At 71.8% G+C, this 2,917-nt stretch carries 5 protein-coding genes; 2 read left to right on the forward strand and 3 right to left on the reverse strand.

All coding sequences use genetic code 11. From position 1 onward, the window contains the following. Together CVO76_RS16475 and CVO76_RS16480 are read right to left on the reverse strand one after the other, a co-directional pair. Window positions 1-328, reverse strand: a 328-nt coding sequence (locus tag CVO76_RS16475; protein WP_208740159.1) for an alpha/beta hydrolase, incomplete at its 3' end; no start/stop codon positions are given. A 106-nt stretch (window positions 329-434) separates the two neighbouring features. Further along, entirely contained in the window at window positions 435-740 is a 306-nt protein-coding gene (locus CVO76_RS16480; protein ID WP_087072246.1) for a DUF4193 domain-containing protein, read from the reverse strand. A gap of 278 nt (window positions 741-1,018) precedes the next feature. Here CVO76_RS16480 and CVO76_RS16485 point away from each other — a divergent pair, with 278 nt between their 5' ends. Together CVO76_RS16485 and CVO76_RS16490 are read left to right on the forward strand one after the other, a co-directional pair. Then, on the forward strand, window positions 1,019-1,813 hold the full coding sequence (locus CVO76_RS16485) for an SDR family NAD(P)-dependent oxidoreductase (RefSeq protein WP_208741883.1): 795 nt from the start codon (window positions 1,019-1,021) through the stop codon (window positions 1,811-1,813). Further along, window positions 1,810-2,673, forward strand: a complete 864-nt coding sequence (locus tag CVO76_RS16490) for a DNA-3-methyladenine glycosylase family protein (protein ID WP_244186067.1) — start codon at window positions 1,810-1,812, stop codon at window positions 2,671-2,673. The genes CVO76_RS16485 and CVO76_RS16490 overlap by 4 nt, the downstream gene beginning before the upstream one ends. Here CVO76_RS16490 and CVO76_RS16495 read toward each other — a convergent pair. Then, window positions 2,670-2,917: helix-turn-helix domain-containing protein (locus tag CVO76_RS16495; RefSeq protein ID WP_208740160.1), on the reverse strand; the 248-nt coding region annotated here is incomplete at its 5' end. The genes CVO76_RS16490 and CVO76_RS16495 overlap by 4 nt on opposite strands.

The following is a 2,917-nucleotide window of genomic DNA, read 5'->3' on the forward strand; positions in this document are numbered from 1 at the left end:
CGAGCTCCATGGACACCACCGGGTAGCCGAGCACGGCGGCATCGATGCGCTCGTCGGCTCCGGCGGGCGTGAGGGCGGCATGTCCCGCGAGGTGCCCGCCGGCGGAGAACCCGAGGACCGCCAACCGCTCGACGCCCGCCGCCCGCAGGCGCCGGATCTCGGCGCGGACGGCGTCGAGCGGCCCGGGATGACGGGTCCCGACGGGATAGTCGAAGACGCCTGCGGACAGGCCGAAGGAGCGGAGCCGCTCGGCGACGACCTCGCCCTCGTTGTCGGACAGCATGGTGTAGCCGCCTCCGGGCAGGACCAGGACGTGCGTGGGATTCATGCCACCACCGTACTGTGGCCGGACGGCCGGAACGGTACGGGACCCGCAGCAACGGAGAAAGCCCCCGGCCGGGTGGCCGGGGGCTTTCGTACGTCCGGAGGTGCTGTCAGCCCTCGCACTCCGTGCAGAACTTGTCGCCGTTCTTCTCGCGCGCAAGCTGGCTGCGGTGGTGCACCAGGAAGCAGGACATGCAGGTGAACTCGTCCTCCTGCTGCGGGATGACCTGGATGAGGAGTTCCTCGTGCGAGAGGTCGGCCCCGGGGAGGTCGATGCCTTCGGCGGTCTCGCCGTCTTCGACATCGATCAACGCCGTCTGCGTGGTCGCGCTGCGCTGTGCCTGGATCGCCTCGAGGGACTCGTTGGCGGGCTGGTCTTCCGGGCGAACGCGTGGTTCGTCGTAATCGGTTGCCATGGGGGTAGATCTCCTTCTGTGGGCGGGAAGTACGCCCAGATGCCACTCTCAACCTCGGAGGAGGCGGAAGTATTCCATATACCGGGTGCAATATACCTGCTGCGACTGGTACTTTTCTCCATCCGTCGACGGCACGTCGAATCGGATCCCGATGTGACGCGGCGGCGCGGACGTGATACATGGACGGGACGTGTCGGAGGCTGCCGGGACGCCCACCCGCCCAGCCGTCGTAGGGTGGGACCGACCCCGTCCCGAACGCCCCAGGAGCTTCCATGGCATTGGCCCTCGACCTCAGCGGAAAGACCGCCCTCGTCACCGGATCCACGCAGGGGATCGGCCTCGCGATCGCCACCACCCTGGCCGCCGCCGGCGCCCGGGTGGGCGTCAACGGCCGCAGCGACCGCAGTGTCGCCCGCGCCATCGAGGGGATCCGCAGGGACGTGCCCGACGCGGACCTCGTCGCCGTCGCCGCGGACGTCACCACGGACGACGGCGTCGCAACGGCGCTCGGCGTCCTCCCCGCCGTGGACATCCTGATCAACAACCTCGGCATCTTCGGCGCCCGGCCGGCACTGGAGATCGACGACGCCGAATGGCGCCGCTACTTCGAGGTCAACGTGCTCACCGCCGTCCGCCTCACGCGGTCCTACCTGCCCGGGATGACGGCGGCGGGCTGGGGTCGCATCCAGTACATCGCCAGCGATTCCGCCGTCGCCATCCCCGCGGAGATGATCCACTACGGCGTCTCGAAGACGGCCCTGCTGGGCGTCTCGCGCGGCTTCGCGAAGGAGGCGAGCGGGACGGGCGTCACGGTGAACTCGGTCATCGCGGGCCCCACGCACACCGGCGGTGTCGAGGACTTCGTGTACCAGCTCGTGGACAGGGACCTCGGGTGGGAGGACGCCCAGCGGCAGTTCATGAGGGACCACCGCCCGCAGTCGCTGCTGGAGCGCCTCATCGAGCCGCAGGAGATCGCCAACCTGGTCGCCTACCTCGCGTCGCCCCTAGCCTCGGCCACCACGGGCGCCGCGGTCCGTGTGGACGGCGGCTACGTGGACGCCATCCTCCCGTGAGCCGCACCGCGGTCCTCACCGCGAACGGCGCCCTCGACGCCGGGCCGATGGCCGCGATCCTCGCCAACCACGCCATCCCCGGCTGCGAGGTCACGGACCGGGCGGGCCGGTCGCACACCCGGCTGCTCGCCACGCCCGGCGGCCCGCGCCGCGTGACGGTCACCGTGCGGCCCGACGACGTCGAACTCATCGCGGACACGGACGACGACGTCGAGTTCACGCATCTCGTGCGCACCACCCGGAGGTGGCTGGACCTCGACACGGACACGGACGCCGTCGTCCGGGCCCTCGGCGGCGATCCGCTGATCGGCCCGCTCGTGCGCAGGCGCCCGGGTCTGCGGGCGGTCGGCTATCCGGAGGCGTTCGAGGCGGCGGTCATGACGGTCCTCGGGCAGCAGGTGTCCGTCGCCGCGGGTGCGACCTTCGGCGGCAGGCTCGCGGCGGCCTACGGCACGGCGTCGTCCACGGAGCTCACGCTCTTCCCTTCCCCGGAGGCGATCGCCGCGGCACCTCCCGAGGAGCTGCGGGCCGCCGTCGGAGTGACCCGTACGCGGGCCGCGACCGTGCAGAACGTGGCGCGCGCCGTCGCCGACGGCCTGTCCCTCGATCCCGACGGCGACCACGCCGCCCTGCGCAGGGACCTGCTCGCCATCCCGGGCATCGGCCCCTGGTCCGCCGACTACCTCGCCGTGCGCGTCCTCCGCGACCCGGACGCCTTCACGCCGGGCGACCTCGTGGCACGGCGCGCAATGGGCAACCCCGACATCCGGGACGCCGGACGCCGCTCCGAGGCATGGCGCCCCTACCGCGCCTACGCCCTGTTCCACCTCTGGACGTCCGCCACCTACGGCGGGGACTAGGCGGGCACCTTCCGGTCGCTGCGCAGCGCGATCTCCAGTTCGAAGCGCGCCTTCGGGTCCCTGAGGTCCTCGCCGAACAGCTCGCGCAGCTGCAGCACGCGGTAGCCGACGGTCTGGGCATGGATCCCGAGCTCGTCGGCGATCGGCGCGCGCTGCCCCCAGTGCCGCAGCCAGGCCAGCAGCGTCTCCTCCAGCTTCTCCCGCTGGTTGGCGGGCAGTCCGGCCAGTGGCGCGAGCCGTCGCC

It is taken from the genome of Arthrobacter agilis, from assembly GCF_002953615.1.
Taxonomy (GTDB): Bacteria; Actinomycetota; Actinomycetes; order Actinomycetales; family Micrococcaceae; genus Arthrobacter_D; species Arthrobacter_D agilis_B.

Coding starts and splice junctions, on each gene's coding strand:
- CVO76_RS16480 (WP_087072246.1), bottom strand. CDS start 740: ATGGCAACCGATTACGACGAACCACGCGTTCGCCCGGAAGACCAGCCC.